This window comes from Mariniflexile sp. HNIBRBA6329 (genome assembly GCF_043558645.1).
Lineage (GTDB): Bacteria > Bacteroidota > Bacteroidia > Flavobacteriales > Flavobacteriaceae > Mariniflexile.
Window position 1 is genome coordinate 264,671 of the sequence record NZ_JBIFXS010000001.1, and the last position, 21,205, is coordinate 285,875.

At 33.8% G+C, this 21,205-nt stretch carries 17 protein-coding genes; 9 read left to right on the plus strand and 8 right to left on the minus strand.

The window, feature by feature from the left end; all coding sequences use genetic code 11:
- The first annotated feature begins 196 nt into the window (after positions 1 to 196).
- The 3 genes from ACGK9U_RS01145 to pbpC all read left to right on the plus strand — a co-directional run bounded on the left by ACGK9U_RS01145 (position 197) and on the right by pbpC (position 8,514).
- Positions 197 to 5,761 carry an alpha-2-macroglobulin gene (locus ACGK9U_RS01145; protein ID WP_394464518.1) on the plus strand — a complete coding sequence of 1,855 codons (5,565 nt, stop codon included), beginning with the start codon at positions 197 to 199 and terminating at the stop codon, positions 5,759 to 5,761.
- Between the two features lie 3 nt (positions 5,762 to 5,764).
- Complete coding sequence (locus ACGK9U_RS01150; protein ID WP_394464519.1) at positions 5,765 to 6,076, plus strand: antibiotic biosynthesis monooxygenase family protein; 312 nt, start codon at positions 5,765 to 5,767, stop codon at positions 6,074 to 6,076.
- Positions 6,077 to 6,165: 89 nt separating this feature from the next.
- Complete coding sequence (pbpC, locus tag ACGK9U_RS01155; protein ID WP_394464520.1) at positions 6,166 to 8,514, plus strand: penicillin-binding protein 1C; 2,349 nt, start codon at positions 6,166 to 6,168, stop codon at positions 8,512 to 8,514.
- Between the two features lie 18 nt (positions 8,515 to 8,532).
- Here pbpC and ACGK9U_RS01160 read toward each other — a convergent pair whose 3' ends face one another.
- The 3 genes from ACGK9U_RS01160 to ACGK9U_RS01170 are packed head-to-tail and all read right to left on the minus strand — an operon-like array spanning position 8,533 to position 9,909.
- The gene (locus ACGK9U_RS01160; protein ID WP_394464521.1) at positions 8,533 to 8,862 is read right to left on the minus strand and encodes a hypothetical protein; all 330 of its coding nucleotides are present in this window, start codon (positions 8,860 to 8,862) and stop codon (positions 8,533 to 8,535) included.
- Between the two features lie 25 nt (positions 8,863 to 8,887).
- The gene (locus tag ACGK9U_RS01165) at positions 8,888 to 9,418 is read right to left on the minus strand and encodes a YciI family protein (RefSeq protein ID WP_394464522.1); all 531 of its coding nucleotides are present in this window, start codon (positions 9,416 to 9,418) and stop codon (positions 8,888 to 8,890) included.
- A gap of 23 nt (positions 9,419 to 9,441) precedes the next feature.
- On the minus strand, positions 9,442 to 9,909 hold the full coding sequence (locus ACGK9U_RS01170; RefSeq protein WP_394464523.1) for a CYTH domain-containing protein: 468 nt from the start codon (positions 9,907 to 9,909) through the stop codon (positions 9,442 to 9,444).
- 80 nt (positions 9,910 to 9,989) lie between these two features.
- On the opposite strand from ACGK9U_RS01170, the gene dinB reads away from it, so the two are divergent.
- Positions 9,990 to 11,087 (plus strand): DNA polymerase IV, encoded by a 1,098-nt coding sequence (gene dinB / locus ACGK9U_RS01175; RefSeq protein WP_394464524.1) that lies wholly within the window; start codon positions 9,990 to 9,992, stop codon positions 11,085 to 11,087.
- Between the two features lie 75 nt (positions 11,088 to 11,162).
- On the opposite strand, the gene pyk is transcribed toward dinB, so the two are convergent.
- From pyk to ACGK9U_RS01200, 5 genes are all read right to left on the minus strand, one after another.
- Complete coding sequence (pyk, locus tag ACGK9U_RS01180; protein ID WP_394464525.1) at positions 11,163 to 12,596, minus strand: pyruvate kinase; 1,434 nt, start codon at positions 12,594 to 12,596, stop codon at positions 11,163 to 11,165.
- The gene (locus ACGK9U_RS01185; RefSeq protein WP_394464526.1) at positions 12,596 to 13,081 is read right to left on the minus strand and encodes an IPExxxVDY family protein; all 486 of its coding nucleotides are present in this window, start codon (positions 13,079 to 13,081) and stop codon (positions 12,596 to 12,598) included. The genes pyk and ACGK9U_RS01185 overlap by 1 nt, the downstream gene beginning before the upstream one ends.
- Before the next feature lie 116 nt (positions 13,082 to 13,197).
- Positions 13,198 to 13,938: a ribonuclease III gene (rnc, locus tag ACGK9U_RS01190; RefSeq protein WP_394464527.1), complete on the minus strand. Its 741-nt coding sequence runs from the start codon at positions 13,936 to 13,938 to the stop codon at positions 13,198 to 13,200.
- A gap of 7 nt (positions 13,939 to 13,945) precedes the next feature.
- Positions 13,946 to 15,196 (minus strand): beta-ketoacyl-ACP synthase II, encoded by a 1,251-nt coding sequence (gene fabF / locus ACGK9U_RS01195; RefSeq protein ID WP_394464528.1) that lies wholly within the window; start codon positions 15,194 to 15,196, stop codon positions 13,946 to 13,948.
- 13 nt (positions 15,197 to 15,209) lie between these two features.
- On the minus strand, positions 15,210 to 15,443 hold the full coding sequence (locus tag ACGK9U_RS01200) for an acyl carrier protein (RefSeq protein ID WP_007647141.1): 234 nt from the start codon (positions 15,441 to 15,443) through the stop codon (positions 15,210 to 15,212).
- A 271-nt stretch (positions 15,444 to 15,714) separates the two neighbouring features.
- Between ACGK9U_RS01200 and ACGK9U_RS01205 the strand changes: the two genes are divergently transcribed.
- From ACGK9U_RS01205 to ACGK9U_RS01225, 5 genes are all read left to right on the plus strand, one after another.
- Complete coding sequence (locus tag ACGK9U_RS01205) at positions 15,715 to 16,284, plus strand: phosphoribosylglycinamide formyltransferase (protein WP_394464529.1); 570 nt, start codon at positions 15,715 to 15,717, stop codon at positions 16,282 to 16,284.
- Positions 16,285 to 16,292: 8 nt separating this feature from the next.
- Positions 16,293 to 17,252 (plus strand): hypothetical protein, encoded by a 960-nt coding sequence (locus ACGK9U_RS01210; RefSeq protein ID WP_394464530.1) that lies wholly within the window; start codon positions 16,293 to 16,295, stop codon positions 17,250 to 17,252.
- A gap of 57 nt (positions 17,253 to 17,309) precedes the next feature.
- Positions 17,310 to 17,951, plus strand: coding sequence for a viroplasmin family protein (locus ACGK9U_RS01215; protein ID WP_394464531.1), 642 nt, complete (start codon positions 17,310 to 17,312; stop codon positions 17,949 to 17,951).
- Positions 17,952 to 18,052: 101 nt separating this feature from the next.
- Entirely contained in the window at positions 18,053 to 18,979 is a 927-nt protein-coding gene (locus ACGK9U_RS01220) for a PfkB family carbohydrate kinase (protein ID WP_394464532.1), read from the plus strand.
- A gap of 79 nt (positions 18,980 to 19,058) precedes the next feature.
- Positions 19,059 to 20,957, plus strand: coding sequence for an amidophosphoribosyltransferase (locus ACGK9U_RS01225; RefSeq protein ID WP_394464533.1), 1,899 nt, complete (start codon positions 19,059 to 19,061; stop codon positions 20,955 to 20,957).
- The last annotated feature ends 248 nt before the right edge of the window (positions 20,958 to 21,205 follow it).

A 21,205-nucleotide genomic window follows, 5' to 3' on the forward strand; every position in this document is an offset into this window, starting at 1 on the left:
TATTTAGTAAAAAGTAAAGGTACTAATATATAATCACTTTTTTTTTAAATTGACTAACCTCATAAAAAAGTAACTTTAAGAACAATTTAACGTTCAAATAAAATCTTATTTCATAAAATCTCCTGTACTTTAATTAACAAGAAACAACCTACGCTTTCTTTTCGTAAATTTCATCGTTCAAAAAAATCATCATCCTATGTTGTTCAAAAAACTTTTCACTTTCGCAATCTTAATCGCCTTAGTGGTATCCTGTAAAAAGAAAGAAGTTGAAACCGATAATTTATTCAAGTTTAGAGAGTATATAAGTTATACAACATCTGGGTTGGTATCGGTTGCAGATCCTATCGAAATTAATTTGGCGAAGGAAGTTGATGGCTGGGAAATGGGCAAAGAATTAACCGAAAACCTTGTTACCATTACGCCCCATGTTCAAGGGAAATTAACTGTTGTAAATAACCACACATTACTTTTTGTTCCCGATGAACATTTAGAACCCTCTACCGAACATACTGTAAGTGTAAAACTAATCGACATTTACAAAGACATTAAAAAAGATTATGAAACCTATACTTTTCAATTTAAAACCATTACGCCAAATTTCAATATTGTTACCTATAATTTGCAATCTTACAGTAAAAATTGGCAGTATTTAGAAGCTGTCTTGCGTTCGGCAGATATTATTTCTATTGAAGATGCGAAAAATATAGTAGAAGCTTTTCAAGGCGAAAAAAAGTTATCTATTGCATTTAACGAAGCCAACAATCAAGCTAGGGTATTTGAATTTAAAATTGATAGTATTAACCGTAAAATTGATGATAGTGAAGTTTTAGTAAAATGGAACGGAAAAGCTATAAAAGCAGATAATAAAGGCGAAAATAAAGTGCTTATTCCTGGAATTAACAACTTTACGATTGTGAATGTGGATGTTATTCAAGTTCCGGAACAGTATCTTTCCATCAATTTTTCCGACCCCTTAAAAACACAACAAAATTTTGATGGATTGGTAACACTTCAAACCGCAAAAAATCCGAAATATGTGGTGGATGGGAATGTGCTAAAAGTATATCCAGAATCTAAATTAGTTGGAAATATTCAAGTGGACGTTTTTCAAGGCATTTCAAATACCGATGGATTCAAACTTAAAAAACCTTTTTCTGAAACTATTGCTTTTGAAGAACTAAAACCACAAGTACGGTTAATAGGTAATGGTACTATTTTACCAAACTCACAAGAACTAAAATTTAATTTTGAAGCGGTAAATTTAAAAGCGGTTGATGTTCGAATTATTAAAATTTTTAAAGATAATGTGCTTCAATTTTTGCAGGATAATGAGTTAAGTAATGGTGAATCCTATAATATTAGACAAGTCGGTCGACGTATTGCAAAACAAACCATTCAACTTCAAACACCAGCAGAAAACACTGGGAAATGGAAAGCTTATAGTATTGATTTATCTAAATTTTTTAATGCTGATGCTGGTGCCATTTATCGAATTGAATTAAGTTTTAACAAAAGTTACTCACTGTATAATTGTGATGCAAACGCACCAACACCAAATACGGAAGATGATGAATATGAAGAATATTATGAAGATGAGCATTACGAAAACAATCTTACAGAAAGCACACCTGAGGAAGATGAATTACGTGAAGAAGCCTATTGGGACAACCTGACTTACAGATACAAAAATTACAGCTATAATTGGCGAGAAGAAAACAACCCTTGTCATAATGCTTACTACAACGAATCTAAAATTGTCTCGCAAAATCTATTGGCATCCAATTTAGGTGTTATTGCAAAACAAGGCTCCAATAACTCTTATTATTTTGCTGTTACCAACATTTTAACTACGGAACCAGAAGCAAATGTCTCGGTAAAACTATATAACTTTCAACAGCAAGAAATAGCTAGTACGTTAACAGATAATGAAGGTTTAACCCTTGTTGATTTAGACAAAAATGCTGCTTTCTCCATTGTTTCAAAAGGAAAGAATACGACTTATATAAAACTTGCCGATGGCAACTCACTATCGCTAAGTAAATTTGATGTGTCTGGTAATAAATTACAACGCGGACTTAAAGGCTACATTTATGGTGAGCGTGGGGTTTGGCGACCTGGTGACACACTGCATTTAACCTTTATGTTAAACGATTTTACCAATCCACTACCAAAAGGGCATCCTGTTAAAATGGAAATTACAGATTCCAACGGCAAATTGGTTTATAAAAATGTAACATCATACAACGTAAATAATTTCTACAAATTTACGGTTCCAACAACTTCGGAAGATAAAACAGGAAATTACAATGCTAAGGTTTCAGTTGGTGGCGCAACGTTTTATAAAGGTTTAAAAATTGAAACGGTTAAACCTAACCGCTTAAAAATTAAAGTAGATTTTGAAAACGACATCCTTACAAATAAAGAGCCTTTGAAAGGAACTTTAGGTGTGAAATGGCTTCATGGCGCACCTGGAAAAAACTTAAAAGCAGAAATTAAAGCAAAATTCAGTAGTTCTAGTACCGCGTTCAAAAATTATAAAGATTATATTTTTAATGATCCAACACGACAATTTAACACGGAAGAAATCAATGTTTTTGAAGGTGTTGTAGATGCCGAAGGTTTGGCAAAAATAAATAATAAGCTAGAAATTGGAAAAAATGCTCCAGGCATGTTAAACGTACAGTTTTTGGTACGTGCTTTTGAAAACGGTGGCGATTTTTCAATGGATGCGTTTACCAAACAATATGCTCCTTACGAGTCGTTTGTAGGTTTACGCGCCCCAAAAGGAAATGCTTATGGTTCATTTTTTACAGACGAAAATCAAACCTTTGATGTGGCTGTGGTAGATGCCAACGGTAAACCCATAAAACGCAATAACCTTGAAGTTAAAGTATATAAAGTGGAATGGCGCTGGTGGTGGAATTCATCATACGACAACCTGTCTACTTACGTATCTAGCTCGTATCATAAACCTTTTTTAAACACAAAAATTAACACCGATGCTAATGGAAAATCACAATTAAATATCAAAATTCCAGACAACCAACGCGGTAGGTATCTCATTAGAATTGTAGACCCCGTAAGCGGTCATGCTACAGGGCAAACTGCCTATTTTTATAAAAATTGGTATACCCCAGCTGGTGATAAAGAAGCTGCTAAAATGTTAGTCTTTTCTGCAGACAAAGAAAATTATAACGTAGGTGAAACGGCTAAAATTAAATTCAAATCGGGTAGTGAAGGTCGTGCTTTGGTTAGTATTGAAAATGGTACTGAAGTGTTAGATTATAAATGGGTGAAAACAAAACAAGGAGAAACTACCGTTGAAATCCCTATCACTTCTGAAATGACACCCAATGTATTTATCAATATTTCATTATTGCAGCCACATGCTATAACAGCCAACGATTTACCAATTCGTTTATATGGCGTAATTCCTATTATGGTTGAAGACCCAAGTACTAAACTGGAACCTCAACTAAAAATGCCTAATACGCTACAACCTGAACAAGAATTTCAAGTACAAGTTTCAGAAAAAAACAAAAAAGCCATGACCTACACACTAGCCGTTGTGGAAGAAGGTTTGCTTGATTTAACACGTTTTAAAACACCAAATGCTTGGGATGAATTTTATGCACGTGAAGCTTTGGGTGTAAAAACTTGGGATGTTTTTGATGATGTTATTGGCGCTTATAGCGGAAGTGTCGATCAGGTTTTTGCCATTGGTGGTGATGGAAGTGCCGCAGCAGGAAAAAACAAAAAGGCAAACAGATTTAAACCTGTTGTTACCTATTTAGGGCCTTTTTCATTAAAAGCAGGCGAAACAAAATCACATAAAATTAAGCTTCCAAATTATATTGGCGCAGTTAGAACGATGGTGGTTGCAGGAAACCATAAAACCAAAGCGTATGGAAACACAGAAAAATCGGTGGAAGTTAAAAAACCTTTAATGGTATTGGCTACGCTTCCTCGGAAATTAAGTCCTGGAGAAAAAGTAACGCTTCCAGTAACCGTTTTTGCTATGGAATCTAAAGTGAAATACGTCAACATCAGTCTCAAATTAAGTCATGGTATTTCTATAGTCGGAGAAAAAACCAAGAATCTATCATTTGCTAGACCTGATGAACAAATGACATATTTTGAATTAGACGTTAGTAAAGCAAAAGGGATCAATACCATTGAAGTAATCGCAACAGGGAACGGAGAAAAATCCACTTACAAAGTGGAGTTGGATGTTATAAATCCAAACCCGATAACTTCTATTCCTATTGATAAAACGTTGGAAGCAAATGAATCGCAGTCTTTAGATTTTTCAACCTTTGGAGTAACAGGTACAAATAGGGCAACCGTTGAGTTTTCAACCATGCCACCTATGGATTTTTCGCGGCGTTTACAATACCTCATTCAATATCCTCATGGGTGTGTAGAACAAACCACATCCAGTGTGTTTCCACAATTATTCTTAAGTGATATTTTCGATTTAACGTACGATAAAAAGAAACAGATTGAAAGTAATATAAAAAATGGCATCATCCAATTAGGGCATTTTCAACAAACAAATGGCGGTTTAAGTTATTGGGTTGGAGAAAATACTGGCGACGATTGGGGCACCAGTTATGCAGGTCATTTTATGATTGAGGCAGAGAAAAAAGGCTATGTACTACCATTAACCTTTAAAAATAATTGGCTAAAATACCAAAAACAAGCCGCTAGAGATTGGCGACCAAGTTATAGAACCTATAATTCCGATTTAGCCCAAGCTTACAGATTATACACTTTGGCACTCGCAGGAAATGCAGATTTAGCAGCTATGAATCGTTTACGAGAGTTTACTGAAATTTCCAACGAAGCTAAATGGCGTTTAGCAGCGGCTTATGCATTGGCTGGTCAAAAAGAAGCGAGTACCAGTATTTCAAAAACAGCTAATATTAATTTCTTGCCGCCAAAATATAATTATTATACCTATGGTTCTGTCGATAGAAATCGAGCTATGGCTTTAGAAACCATGGTTCTCACCAAAAATTCTAAAACAAGAGAATTGGCACAATACATCGCTAAAGATTTATCAAGTAACCGATGGATGAGCACACAAACCACGGCTTATAGTTTACTAGCCATGGCAAAAATGGTGAACGCTAATGGCGGAAAGGCATTACATATAAGCTATACCATTAACGGGAAAACCGAAACCATAAACTCTAAAAGTGCCATTGCCCAGCGCGATTTAAAAGTATTAGATGGAGCAAACACCATGTCTATAAAAAATAATAAAGACAATATAGTGTATGTGCGTATTTTAAACTCTGGAAAATTACCTTTAGGTGAAGAAATTACAGAACAACGTGGTTTAAGCATTTCTGTAGCTTACAAAGATTTAAAAGGCAATAAAATGGATGTGTCGAAACTGCAACAAGGACAAGATTTTGTAGCAACCGTTAGCATTAGTAACATGAAAAATGAAAGTGTACAAAATGTGGCACTAACCGAAATTTTTCCTTCTGGATGGGATATTGTAAACACCCGTTTTACAGACTTTGGAGAAGCTACTACAAGTCAAGCGCGCTATACCGATATTAAGGATGACCGTGTAAATTTCTATTTCGATTTGCCCGAAAAAGGAAAACACAGCACCAAAACTTTTAATGTGATGTTGAATGCATCGTATTTAGGAACGTATTATTTACCAGGAATTCAAGCCGAAGCCATGTATGATAATGAGTATTTAGTAAGAACAAAAGGGCAGTGGGTTACTGTTGAAAAATAAATTATGACAAAAGATTTCAAACCTTATTACGCCGTTATTTTTACTTCAACCCAAAATAAAAGCATAGAGTGTTATTCTGAAATGGCAACAAAAATGGAAGATTTAGCTAAAAAACAAAACGGTTATTTAGGAATGGATAGTGCCAGAAACGAGGTTGGTATTACCGTGAGTTATTGGGAAAGTCTTGAAGCTATAAAAAATTGGAAACAACAAACAGAGCATCTTGAGGCACAACAAAAAGGGCGACAAGATTGGTATAGCTGGTACAACGTGCGAATTTGTAAAGTAGAACGGGAATATGAGTTTAATAAATAACCGTCATTACGAAGAAAGGATGACTGAAGTAATCTTTTAAATTGAACAGATTGCTTCGCTTCACTCGCAACGACGTTTCACATCAAAGCTTGAAACTAATAAGCCATATAAAACGTCACAAAATAAAATCGATACTTATCGGTTCGCTTTTAATTGCATATTATTTCAGTTTACCCAAACAACTTTTTAAAGACCCAACTGCTACGGTAATTACAAGTAACAACAATGAACTTTTAGGGGCTCAAATTGCTAAAGATGGCCAATGGCGATTTCCTCAAAACGATCGTGTTCCAGAAAAATTTAAAACCTGTATCATTCAGTTTGAAGATGAATATTTTTATAAACACCCAGGTTTTAATCCTATTTCCATTTTTAAAGCATTACGCGATAACCTTAAATCGAATACTATAAAACGAGGCGGGAGCACCATAACGCAACAGGTAATTCGTCTGTCAAGAAAAGGACAAGAACGTACCTATTTTGAAAAAGGCATCGAAATTATTCTTGCTACAAGATTAGAATTTAGAGCATCAAAAAACCAAATTCTTTCTTACTACAGTAGCAATGCCCCATTTGGTAGTAATGTGGTTGGTTTGGATGCCGCTTCGTGGCGGTATTTTAATAGAAATCCCTCCGAGTTATCTTGGGCAGAAAGTGCTACACTTGCCGTTTTACCAAATGCACCAAGCCTCATTTATCCAGGAAAAAACCAAGAACGCTTAATAAAAAAAAGAAATTTACTGCTTAAAAAACTTTTAGAAAATGAAGTCATCGATTCATTGACTTACAATTTATCAATTGCTGAAAATTTACCTCAAAAGCCCTATCCATTACCACAAACAGCACCTCATTTATTGCAAAAAGTGGCACAATTACATTCGGGTAAACGCGTACAAACCAGTATTGATAATCGTTTGCAAGACCGTGTTAACTATATTGTAAAAACCCATTACAACCAATTAAGTCAAAATGGAATTTACAATGCCGCTGTATTGGTTTTAGATGTAAAAACCAGAAAGGTAATGGCTTATGTTGGTAATACGCCAACAGACAAAGCTCATCAAAAAGATGTTGATGTTATCGATAAACCAAGAAGTACAGGAAGCATCTTAAAACCATTTTTGTATACAGCCATGTTGGATGCTGGTGATATTTTACCTCATACCTTAGTCGCCGATGTGCCCACACAATTTGGAAGTTACAACCCAGAAAATTATAACAAAACGTATGACGGTGCCGTACCCGCAAGTCGTGCATTATCACGCTCGTTAAATGTACCTTCAGTACGTATGCTTCAAGAATTTGGGTTAGACCATTTTTATCATTACCTAAAAGCTCTTCAGCTTAAAAATTTAAAATATAATGCGAATCACTATGGCTTGTCACTAATACTTGGTGGGGCCGAAAGCAACCTTTGGGATTTATGTAAAAGCTATGCAGCATTATCTTCAACCTTAAATCATTTTTCTGAAACCTCCAGTGAATATTATAGTAATGAGTTTTGTGACCCAACCTTTTTAGCTTCGGAAACTGTTAACTTCGGAAAGAAAACTTCCGATAAAACGCTGTTTGATGCCGCTTCCATTTATTTAACTTATGAAAGTTTAAAAGAAGTGAATAGACCAGAAGGCGATGAAAGTTGGGAATTTTTTGATGGATCTAAACAAATTGCTTGGAAAACTGGTACCAGTTTTGGCTTTCGAGATGCTTGGGCAATAGGAACTACAAAAGATTATGTAGTAGGTGTTTGGGTAGGTAATGCCGATGGCGAAGGCAGACCCGGATTGGTGGGTGTACAAGCAGCAGCTCCTATTTTATTTGATGTATTTGATTTATTACCAAAAAGCAACTGGTTTTCTAAACCTTTTGATGAAATGCAGGAGGTATCCATCTGCAAAAAAAGCGGTTTTAGAGCCTCTCAAAATTGTGATGAGATTGAAGAAAAATTTATTCAGCTAAGCGGGTTAAAAACCAAACCTTGTCCGTTTCATGTTTTGGTTCATATAGATGCTTCTGAAACTTATCAAGTTAACTCCTCTTGTGAAGACCTTAGTAACATTAAAAATAAGTCGTGGTTTGTGTTACCTCCTTTAATGGCTTATTATTATAAAGCTAAAAACCCATTTTACAAACCATTACCAAAATTTAGAAGTGATTGTTTGGGTGATAACACTATTACCATGGAATTTATCTATCCTGAGGAAAACAACACTATTTTTTTACCGAAAGATTTTGATGAAAAACCAAACGATTTAATACTCAAGATAGCCCATTCAAAACCAGATGCAACCCTATTTTGGTACTTAAATGAAACATTTATTGGAAGCACTAAAGATATTCATGAATTGGCTATTATACCTAAAGAAGGCAAACACCTTATTACCGTTGTAGATGAATTTGGAAATGAAGCAAAAAGAAGTATTACTATTACAAAATAATTTATAACTTTATGTAAATCAAACAACTGGAATCCCGTTGTTTTCACTAAATGCTTCTTCAAAACCGTTATCGCGTGATACATTCCAAAAAACGACTTCTAAATCTGTACTTTCTATAGCTTCTGGAAAATGAATTTTAAAACTTCGACCTAACCAAATAATTGATAAAATGGCTGCTAGTATTAAATTGAACTTTCTTTTAGTAAGAAAGATTGATCGCAGTAAAACAATGGCAATAATTATTGGTAAAGTGAAGGTGTAATACCTTAAAAAATCGAGAAAACTGCGTTCTTTTAGCACAAAATAAAGACCAAAAGACCTGTAATTATTACAACATTTACAATCCAATAAAGAATTTTTAAGATTTTAAGCACTACCTAAGCGCAAAACCTTTTGCTGCCCACCACGGATGCACTTCTATAACCAAACGCCCTGCCTTTACCATAGGGTCGGCATTGGCTAAACTATCGGCCATTTTAAGCGTGGGCACATTGTAAATGGTAATACCTCTAATATCACCATTATCTCCAAAAGGGCCAGAAATATCGGCATACCCTAACTCGTACATTTTACTTAAATGTGCCAAATGCTCTTCTTGAAGTAACTTAGCTTCTTCTTCGTTTTGTGTACGAATGGATCCGTTTTTTAAAAAAGCCATAAAATATTGCTGCATTAAAATGGTGTCTTTTGTTTTTTCATCTACATACTCAAAGGTTTTAAAGCCTTTTGCCTCAAGTGCCTTTTTGATTTCTTTTACCGATTTTTTAGCAGATTTTTCAACAGCTTCTAATTCTATGGTATCATTAATTGTTTCTTCAATTACGCTATTATCTGTTTTCTTTTCTGAGTTTTTACACGATGCCATTGTCAATATTGACAAACAGAATATTAAAAAATTTTTCATCTTTTCTCTTTTTATAATTTACGTTACCATGTTTTAAATGGTTTTTTACTTAACTGCGAATTGTAATATTTAATATCTCCAGTAACTTCTTTACCTAACCAATCTGGTTTAAAAAAAGCTTCATCTTCTGTGTTTAGTTCAACTTCAGCTATAACCAATCCATCATTTTCACCATAAAATTCATCAACTTCAAAAACATGGTTTCCTACTTTTATTTCATAACGGGTTTTATCAATAACTACTGGTTCACAAAGTTTTAAAAGGGCTTCAGCTTCATATTTAGTAATTTCTTTTTCCCATTCAAAACGAGATAAACCATCTTTAGTAGATGCACCTTTTACAGTTATAAAACCAACGTTGTTTTTTAATCTAATTCGTACCGTTCGTTCTTTATGTGTATTTAAAAACCCTTGTGTAATTCTACTGCTTTTAAAAGCTTCCGTTTTATAGCTATTCGAAATTACTAAAAATTTGCGTTCAATTTCTATCATTAAAGATCTTAACTGTTTTTAATTGATTTATGCGTTAAATGTGCCAATAAAAAATGGCATTTAATGCCTAAATTTACATTATGTTGAGCGATTTACCAATTCGAAAAATTATTCATGTTGATATGGATGCATTTTATGCTTCTGTAGAACAAATGGATAATCCTGAACTTAAAGGAAAGCCTATTGCTGTTGGTGGTAGTGAGAAACGTGGAGTCATTAGCGCAGCAAGTTACGAAGCTAGAAAGTTTGGAGTAAAAAGCGCCATGGCTGGAAATTTGGCTGTAAAACTATGTCCGGAACTTATTTTTGTTCGACCACATTTTGAACGTTACGCTGAAATTTCAAAAAAAATAAGGAAAATATTTTATGATTATACCGATTTGGTGGAACCGCTGTCTTTAGATGAAGCTTATTTAGATGTTACCAACAATAAAAAAGGCAACCCAAGCGCTTCCTTAATTGCGAAAGAAATTAGAGAACGTATTTTTAATGAAGTGGGCTTAACCGCTTCGGCAGGTATTTCCATTAATAAATTTGTGGCAAAAGTAGCCAGCGATTACAACAAACCCAACGGACAAAAAACCGTAAACCCTGAAGAAGTTATTGAATTTTTAGAGCAACTTGATATTCGTAAATTTTATGGTGTTGGTAAAGTAACTGCTGAAAAAATGTATCAATTAGGCATTTTTACCGGAAAAGATTTGAAGCTAAAATCGATTGATTTTTTAGATAACCATTTTGGAAAATCTGGCAAATACTACTATTATGTGGTGCGAGGTATTCATACTAGTGAAGTTAAACCAAACCGAATTAGAAAAAGCTTAGCTGCCGAACGTACCTTTAGCGAAAATTTATCAAGCGAAGTATTTATGCTTGAAAAATTGAAACACATTGCCGAGGAGGTGTCAAAACGACTTATTAAAAGCAAGGTTTCAGGAAAAACGGTCACTTTAAAAATAAAGTATAGCGATTTCACCTTGCAAACTCGAAGCAAAACATTGCACTACTTTATTAGTGATAAGTCGTTAATTTTAGAAACCGCCAAAGACTTATTATACCAAGAAAAATTGAGCAATTCTGTACGGTTACTCGGTATTTCCATGTCTAACCTAAATACCGAAACAAAAAAAGCCCCTGAACAAAAAAGTGTGAGTGTTCAATTGAAGTTTGAGTTTTAGTTTCAAAAAAAGGCACAAAAAAAGCGTTATACATATAAAATGAATAACGCTTAAATATTTTATCAATATAAGATTTTAGTTTGAAATCTCTCTTACTCTCAAGGTGTTAACCATCCCTTTTTCTGCAATTGGCATGGAGGCTAAACTAATTACCATATCACCTTTTTTAACGAAACCGTGTGCTTTAGCCATTCTATTAATATCTACAACAGTATCGTCGGTTGATACAAATCGGTCATAAAAGAATGCGTGAACACCCCAAAGTAAGCTTAACTGTGTTAAAATACGTTTGTTTGGTGTAAATACTAAAATATAACATGATGGTCTCCAAGCAGAAATTTGGAATGCTGTATACCCGCTATTAGTTAATGTTGAAATAGCTTTGGCATCAATTTCATTTGCCATAATAGCAGCATGGTAACAAATAGATTTAGTTATATAACGATTGGTACGAATATGAGGAGGTAGCTGCGGTACTTTAATTAATGGTGAATCTTCAACATTTTTTAAAATACTTGCCATTTGTCTGATAACCTCTACGGGATAACTGCCAACCGAGGTTTCACCTGAAAGCATAACCGCATCGGCACCATCCATAACAGAATTGGCAACATCATTTACTTCAGCACGCGTTGGTGTTAAGCTGGTAATCATAGTTTCCATCATTTGGGTTGCTATAATTACAGGTATTCTCGCTTTTTTAGCTCTTAACACTAATTGCTTTTGAATAAGTGGTACTTCTTCAGCAGGAACTTCTACTCCTAAATCGCCACGAGCAACCATTAAACCATCACAATGTGCTACAATGGCATCAATATTTTTTACAGCTTCTGGTTTTTCAATTTTAGCTATAATTGGAATTTTATGTTCACTGTGCTTTTCTATTAAATCGCGTAATTGCATTAAATCTTCAGCATGACGCACAAAGGATAATGCCATCCAATCCACGTCTTGACTTATTGCAAATATGGCATCTTCAATATCCTTTTCGGTTAATGCTGGTTGTGAAATATTTGTATTGGGTAAGTTTACCCCTTTTTTAGATTTTAATGGGCCTCCTTGAATAACTTTTGCTTTTACTTCAGTTTCTCCGTTGGTTGAAACCACTTCAAAAATTAATTTTCCATCATCTAAAAGGATACGTTCACCTGGTTTAGCATCTTGTGGAAATCTATCGTAAGTCATGTAAACACGCTCTTTCGTGCCTTCAAATCGTTTTCCTGTTGCAAATATTATTTCATCACCTGGGCTCACTTCTACTTCTTCTTTCATAACGCCTACACGAAGTTTAGGCCCTTGTAAATCGGCTAATATTGAAGCATTAAAGCCAAATTCTTCATTTAGTTCACGTATCATTTTAATACGCTCTGCTACATCTTTATAATCGGCATGTGAAAAGTTAATTCTGAATACATTAGCACCTTCTTCAAGCATTCCTTTTAACACTTCTTTGGTACTTGTAGCTGGACCTAATGTGGCTACTATTTTGGTTTTTTTTGTTAATGACATTAGCTAAAAATTAAATTGTCTTTGGATTTTAATTGATTAATATCAACACTAAAGGCTGTTACAATCTGATCTATTTTTAAAATAGCATTTAAAATATTTTTTTCTTTGTTCAAATTAAACTCATTATCTATTTTTAAAAAATAGTTAACTGCCCTATGTTCTGGTATTAAATATATGGTTTGGGTTATTTTTTCTTCTGTATTAAATAATGAATTGAAATTATCTTGTTTATAAGTTTCTGTTTTACAAATGTTTGAAACCAAACTCCATGTTGTAAGTTGTTTTTCATCCTCCCATTCGAAAATTGAATATGTGGCTTTGTTGGCACTATAATCTAAATCGGATACTTTTCGAGTAAGGTTTGTACCTAAATGTTTATTTAGAAGATATGCTAAACGGTAATCTTCAATGGTGCAATGAATTGCTATTAAAGTACAATCCACTTCATCAAAAACGTCATCCAGAATAAGTTTGTGTACAGCCATAACTATATTAAACATTGTAAATATAGTATTTAAAACTATTCTATTGTAAAAGTTATGTGAATCTTAACAAGTAAAACAACTAAAACGTTATAGTTAATTGCTCTAGTTAAAACGCCTTAAATCATTTTAGACATTTTATTTTGAAAGACGAAAAAAGCACGTTTTGAAGCTTTTTCTTCTGCCTTTTTCTTGGAAGTAGCTCTTGCTTTAGCAACAACTTTATTGTCTATAGATAGTTTTACCGAAAAATGCCTAACCTCATCATTTCCAGTATCTTCATAAACGTTATAGCCAAATGTTCGTTTTTCTTTTTGGCACCACTCAATAAGTAAACTTTTATAGCTTATCACTTTACCCTCTAAAGTTTCAATATCTACATACGGTGTTATAACACGCTTGTAAATAAATTTTTCGCAATACTTATAGCCTTTATCTAAAAATATGGCGCCTACCAAAGCTTCAAACAAATTACCATGAATATTGTCTCCAAACTGTCCGGGAGGTATTTTGCTTTCTACTAAACTTATTAGGTTTAATTCTTTTCCAAGCTCGTTTAAATGCTCTCTGCTTACTACTTTAGAACGCATTTTGGTTAAATAACCTTCATCACCAGCAGGTACTTCAAGATATAAATGTGAAGCAATAACGGCACTTAACATGGCATCTCCTAAAAATTCCAACCGCTCATAATTAATAGCATGACCTTTGCTATCTCTTATGTTCATGGAACGGTGCGTGAATGCCTTTTTGTAGAATTTAATATCTTTTGGCTTAAAATCGAGAATTTTAGTTAATTCCATAAAAAAATTCCCGTTGCGTTTAAAACGGGAATTTAATATGTTACGAATGTTTCTCATTCGGGATTTAGTCTAATTTTTTGAATAATACACAAGCGTTATGTCCGCCAAATCCAAATGTATTACTCATTGCTACTTTAATATTGCGCTTTTGAGCCTTGTTTAAAGTTAAATTTAATTCCGGATCAATGTTTTCGTCTACCGTAGTGTGGTTAATAGTTGGTGGAATAATTCCATGTTCCATAGCCAATATAGCCGAAATAGCTTCAATAGCTCCAGCAGCACCTAATAGATGCCCGGTCATTGATTTTGTTGAATTAATATTTATATGCTTTGCATGACTACCGAAAATTTCTGAAATTGCTTTTAATTCTGCAACATCTCCTAATGGTGTAGAAGTTCCATGTGTATTAATATGGTCTACATCTTCTGGTTTTAGGCCTGCATTTTCTAGGCAATTTCTCATTACGGCAACAACGCCTCTTCCTTCCGGATGTGGTGCTGTCATATGGTAAGCATCAGAAGATAATCCTCCGCCAACAAACTCAGCATAAATTTTTGCTCCTCTTGCTTTTGCATACTCATATTCTTCTAAAATAAGTGCACCTGCACCTTCGCCAAGTACAAAACCATCTCTGGTAGCATCAAAAGGTCTTGATGCTGTTTCTGGGCTTTCATTTCTAGTTGAAAGTGCATGCATTGCGTTAAAACCACCCATACCAGCAATAGTAACTGCAGCTTCACTTCCTCCTGTTACAACTACATCGCAATGTCCTAAACGAATAGAGTTTAATGCATCGAACATAGCGTTTGCAGAAGAAGCACAAGCAGAAACCGTTGTGTAGTTTGGACCCATAAATCCATATTTAATGGAAATATTTCCTGGCGCAATGTCGGCAATCATTTTAGGAATAAAAAACGGATTAAATCTTGGTGTGCCGTCACCTTTCGCAAAGTTTAAAACTTCTTCTTGAAACGTTTCTAAACCTCCAATACCTGCTCCCCATATAACTCCAACTCGCAATTTGTTAATGGTATCTAAATCTAGCTTAGCATCGGCAATTGCTTCATCAGCGGCTACCATAGCGTATTGCGTAAACTTATCCATTCTGCTTGCCAGTTTTCTATCTATAAAATCGGTAGCATTAAAGTTTTTTAATTCGCAAGCGAATTTTGTTTTAAACTTTTCGGTATCGTAATAGGTTATAGGCGCAGCGCCGCTTTTACCACTTATCAAGCCTTCCCAATATTCTTCTTTGGTATTGCCAATAGGTGTTAAAGCCCCTAATCCTGTGACTACAACTCGTTTTAATTCCATAAATGTTTTTTGCTTATTTTGCAGCTTCTATATAAGAGATAGCTTGACCAACTGTTGCTATATTTTCAGCTTGATCATCTGGAATTTGAATATCGAATTCTTTTTCGAATTCCATAATTAATTCTACAGTGTCTAAAGAGTCTGCTCCTAAATCGTTTGTGAAGCTCGCTTCAGTTACAACTTCGTTCTCATCAACTCCTAATTTGTCTACGATAATCGCTTTTACTCTTGATGCAATGTCTGACATAATCTTTTAATTTTAAGTTTTAATTAAGTCGCAAAAATAAAAAACTTTATTTTTAAAACACATCTTTACTACAAAAATGTGATTGTAATTTAGTAAATAAGTTTCAAGTATTTTATTTTAACTCCTAAATTGTTAATATTTATTCTTTTTTTTGTTCGAACAAGTTAACATTATCATTTGTAAAATGAAATAAAATTTGAAAATTTTGCCAAGGATTCTAAGTTAAATTTGCTTGTTGCAACTAAAATATCTAAAAAAATAAAAGTAATAGATGAAACGTATTGTAATTTTTGCGTCCGGAAGTGGTACTAATGCTGAAAATTTAATCAAGTTTTTTCAAAACAGCAATTATGCGTCTGTTGTTCAGGTTCTTACTAACAATCCTCATGCCAAAGTTTTAGACCGCTGCAAAACACTTGGTGTTAGCGCATTGTCTTTCAACAAAATAGCACTTACAAAAACCAACGATGTTCTTAATATTTTAAAGGCCTCAAAACCCGATTTAATTGTTTTGGCAGGATTTTTATGGAAATTCCCTGAATTTATTTTAAATGAATTCCCAAATAAAGTAATAAACGTACACCCTGCACTCTTACCAAATTATGGCGGAAAAGGCATGTACGGTATGCACGTTCATGAAGCTATTGTGGCAAATAAGGAAACCGAAACCGGCATTACCATACATTATGTAAATGAAAATTATGATGAAGGTGCTATTATTTTTCAGGCAAAATGTATGGTGAGTGATACCGATACCGCAGAAGATGTTGCTGCTAAAATTCATGAATTGGAAATGGCCCATTTTCCAAAGGTTGTTGATGAATTGTTATTAAAGAGTTAGATATCAAAATGAAAAAAATATTTCACTGTACTTTAATCATAATTCTTATAATAAGTTGTGAAAAACAAGTAAGTATAAACCAAAAATATTCTGATTTCCAAATTGATTTAACTGATTTAGAGAAAAGAAATTTATACGGTAAAGTACAAGAATATACTTTATATATAACTCATTTTAATGAAAGCGGAAAACCCCAAGCTGAAAACCCCAAACTAATTAATAAAGAAATTTTTACGGAATTTGGTTCAATACAGTTTTTGGAAGATTATGATATAAACGGTGAAATAAAAAGATCAGAAGCCTATTTCTATGACAAAAATAATAAATTAACAAAAACCATTACCAAGATAGGACCAACCACATCTGTTGATCTATTTAAAAGAGATTCAATAAATAAAACCGAAACCAGAAGACTATTTGTAAATGACATAGAGATGGTAAAGGATATTAGAATATATGGTAAAAACGATAAAATTATTAAGGAAATAGAAATAAGAGCAGTAAATGGAGATACTGTAGTTAGAAATTATAATTATAAATTTGATTCAAATAATAATATTATTCGTTATGACTTTGATACAAATAATATTGATAAAAAAAACACACGTGAATACAAATATGATGAAAACGGGAACATGATTCAAAAGATATACTATGATGCCAAGAATATAAGAAAAATAAATAGTGAATATAAAAACAATATACTAACTAAAATCAAGGAATATAAAGTTTCCTCAGACTCTACAGAAACATTGGCATATATTAAAGAATATGACAAAGATTATAATGTAACAAGCATAAACGTATTTAAAGATTCAAAATTATATAGAGAAACGAAAATAGAATATGTCTTTGATAAATTTGGAAATTGGATTGAAAAAAAGACTTATACGAAGAGAAATTATAGAGGTTCAAATAGTTTTCATTTGGCAACTCTTGCTACCCGTAAAATAAAATATTGGGAATAAATACGAGACATGAAGTCTTAAAAGAGTTTTCACATTTTGAAATAATTTTTGAAATTCATGAGTAAAAAAAAGAAAAAATATTATACCGTTTGGAAAGGCCACAAAACAGGGGTTTTTGAAACTTGGAATGATTGTAAAGCACAAATAACTAATTTTGAAGGTGCTCAATACAAATCGTTTGAAAGTTTTGATGCTGCTAAAGAAGCTCTAAAAGGTAATTATTTTAACTATGTTGGAAAAAAAGCCGGTTTTAAAAGTGAATTATCTGTAGAACAACTAAAAAAAATAGGGTTACCAAATTACAATTCCATTTCAGTTGATGCAGCTTCCAGCGGAAACCCGGGTATTATGGAATACCGTGGTGTAGAAACCAAAAGCAAAAAACAACTTTTTATTCAAGGGCCTTTTGAAGAGGGTACCAATAACATAGGGGAGTTCTTAGCCATTGTGCATGGTTTGGCATTGCTTAAAAAAAACAATAGCGATCGTATTTTATATACCGATAGTAAAACTGCTATAAGTTGGGTAAAAAAGAAACGCTGCAATACCAAGTTAGAACGAAACGAAAAAAATAAAGCCCTTTTTGAATTGGTTGACAGAGCTGAAAATTGGCTGAAAACAAATACCTATACCACCGTTATCGTAAAATGGGAAACCAAAGCTTGGGGTGAAATTCCTGCTGATTTTGGGCGAAAATAACAGATTTTCTTGCAGCTGTTTAAAACGATACTATTCACAAAAATATTCTTGCCTTAGTATTTAAAAGGCTTATATTTGCACAAAATTATCACACGGCTTTTATGAGCAAATTAGTAATTGTTGGCACCGTAGCTTTTGATGCTATAGAAACGCCTTTCGGTAAAACCGATAAAATTCTTGGTGGTGCTGCAACATTTATTGGTTTAGCCGCTTCACATTTTAACATTGATGCTGTTGCAGTCTCTATTGTGGGTGGCGATTTTCCTCAAAAATATTTAGACCTTTTATCTAATAAAAATATAGATATTTCGGGTATTGAAATTGTTAAAGAAGGAAAAACATTCTTTTGGAGTGGTCGTTACCATAATGACATGAATTCTAGGGACACACTGGTTACCGAGCTAAACACCCTTGCCGATTTTAACCCCGTAGTTCCTGAAAATTATCGTGATGCAGAAATTGTGATGTTAGGAAATCTACATCCTATCGTCCAATCCAGTGTCTTGGACCAAATGGTTAATAAACCAAAATTGGTTATTTTAGATACAATGAATTTTTGGATGGATAGTGCGCTTGAAGATTTACACAACGTTATGAAGCGTGTTGATGTTATTACTATAAACGATGAAGAAGCTAGACAACTTACTGGAGAATACTCTTTGTTAGTGGCTGCTAGAAAAATTCATAATATGGGGCCTAAATATGTGGTGATTAAAAAAGGTGAACATGGTGCGTTATTGTTTCATAATGATGAAGTGTTTTACGCTCCAGCCCTACCTTTAGAAGAAGTATTTGACCCAACAGGAGCAGGTGATACCTTTGCCGGAGGATTTGCAGGCTATATTGCCAAAACAGGTGATACATCCTTTGAGAACATGAAGAATGCCGTGATTTTTGGGTCGACACTAGCATCGTTTTGTGTTGAAAAATTTGGAACCGAACGTATGGAAAATTTAAAAAGTGAAGAAATACATAAACGATTGTTACAATTTAAGCAATTAACACAATTCAATATAAAATTAGCATAAACCAACGCGCTCAAAATAGAGCGCGTTTTTAATTTAAGTAATAATTTATCATTTCCGCAACAGCGAAAATCTTTAAAAAATGAGTGATTCAATAAAACACGAATGTGGTATAGCCGTTTTAAGACTTTTAAAACCGCTTGAATTTTATAAAGAAAAATATGGCACTGCTTTTTATGGGGTAAACAAAATGTACCTTATGATGGAAAAGCAACACAACCGCGGGCAAGACGGTGCTGGTTTTGCAAGTATTAAATTAGACACAAAACCAGGTGAACGCTACATTAGCCGTGTGCGTTCTATTGCACAACAGCCCATTCAAGATATATTTGCTCAAATAAACGACCGTGTTAATAAAGAGTTTATAGCACATCCAGAATATGCCGATGATGTAGCACTACAAAAAAAGCACATTCCATATATTGGCGAAGTGTTTTTAGGACACGTGCGTTACGGAACTTTTGGGAAAAACAGTGTGGAAAGTGTACACCCGTTTTTAAGACAAAACAATTGGATGCACCGAAATTTAATTATGGCTGGAAACTTTAACATGACCAATGTTAAAGAGCTATTTGCAAACCTTATTAGGTTAGGGCAACACCCAAAAGAGTATACTGATACCATTACCATTATGGAAAAAATTGGTCACTTTCTAGATGATGCCGTTAGCAAAATTTACAAAGACGTAAAAAAAGAAGGCTATAATAAAAATGAAGCGTCTCCATTAATAGCCGAACGATTAAACGTAGCGAAAATTTTAAGAAAAGCTGCCAAAAACTGGGATGGCGGTTATGCTATGGCAGGACTTATTGGCCACGGCGATTCGTTTGTATTAAGAGATCCTGCTGGGATACGACCTACTTATTACTATAAAGATGATGAAATTGTAGTTATTGCTTCAGAGCGTCCGGTTATTCAAACCGTATTCAACGTAAAGTTTGAAGACGTACAAGAATTGGAACCAGGGCACGCCATTATTACCAAAAAGTCTGGGAAGGTTGTAATTAAGAAAATATTAGAACCTTTAGAACGCAAAGCATGTTCATTTGAACGTATTTATTTCTCTAGAGGTAGTGATGCCGAAATTTACCAAGAACGCAAAATGCTTGGTAAATTATTAATGCCAAAGGTTTTGGAAGCTATTGACAACGACACAAAAAATACGGTGTTTTCATACATTCCAAATACAGCCGAAACATCGTTTTTTGGTATGATAGAAACGGCTGAAGCTGCATTGAACAAAAAGAAAACCGCCGCTATTTTAAAAGGACAGCGCTCACTATCTGCCGAAAAAGTAACCGATGTGCTTTCAGAACGTATTCGAGTAGAAAAAATAGCCATTAAAGACGTTAAACTTAGAACTTTTATTACTGAAGACAGTAGTAGAGACGATTTGGTGGCGCACGTTTACGATGTAACCTATGGTGTTATCAAACCAAATGATAATTTGGTGATTATAGACGATAGTATTGTACGTGGCACCACTTTAAAGAAAAGTATTTTAAAAATTCTAGATCGTTTAAATCCAAAGAAGATTGTGGTTGTTTCATCGGCACCACAAATTCGTTATCCAGATTGTTATGGTATTGATATGGCAAATCTTGAAAGTTTAGTTGCTTTTAGAGCTGCTTTGGAATTATTGAAAGAAGCCAATAAATATCATATTGTAAAAGAAGTTTACGATAAGTGCATAGAGCAAACGGAATTGGAAGATGTTTATGTACAAAACTTTGTAAAAGAGATTTACGATCCCTTTACAGATGAACAAATCTCTGATAAAATTGGAGAACTTTTAAGTCCAGACAATATAAAGGCTGAAGTTAAAATTATTTTCCAGTCGGTTGAGAATTTACATAAAGCATGCCCTGAGCATTTGGGCGATTGGTATTTTACAGGAAATTACCCAACCGTTGGTGGCAATAGAGTTGTAAACCGTGCTTTTATTAATTTTTACGAAGGCAACAAAGAACGTGCTTATTAATTACAAGGTAATCAATTAATCACCTTTAATCTTAAGAAAAACACATTTTATCTAAAAAAAATGCCGTTTATCTAAAAAATAATCAGGTTATCTAAAATACGCCTAAATTAGACTCACCATAACATAAGTAGGTTAAGTTCATGGTAGATTTGGGGCAAAAAAAGGTGAACTTCTGTTCGCCTTTTTTTATGTGTTTTAGTTTCCTAATACACTCTTTATCTTTGCTTTCTATTAAATCGGATTAATCT